Source organism: Streptomyces sp. P17 (assembly GCF_032436805.1).
GTDB lineage: Bacteria > Actinomycetota > Actinomycetes > Streptomycetales > Streptomycetaceae > Streptomyces.
Genome location: NZ_JAVRBF010001403.1, coordinates 1 through 241 on the forward strand (window position 1 = coordinate 1; position 241 = coordinate 241).

A 241-nucleotide genomic window follows, 5' to 3' on the forward strand; every position below is an offset into this window, starting at 1 on the left:
GAACTACATTGCCCGAAAATGCAACAACTGAATTAAATGCTGCATTCAAAAGCTTGGGGTATATTTCAGAGGATGGTATGACAAACTCAAACACACCTTCTTCTGAAAATATTAAAGCATGGGGTGGGGATACGGTTGCAAGTCCTCAAACAGAGAAAGAAGATACCTTTTCTTACACTTTGATTGAAGCATTAAATACTGATGTTTTGAAGGAAGTATATGGATCTACAAATGTAACAGG

Annotated in this window: 1 protein-coding gene; it reads left to right on the top strand. The window is 36.9% G+C overall.

Annotated features, from left to right (window positions below; genetic code table 11):
* Positions 1 to 241, top strand: a 241-nt coding sequence (locus RMT89_RS45140; RefSeq protein WP_315889551.1) for a hypothetical protein, incomplete at both ends; no start/stop codon positions are given.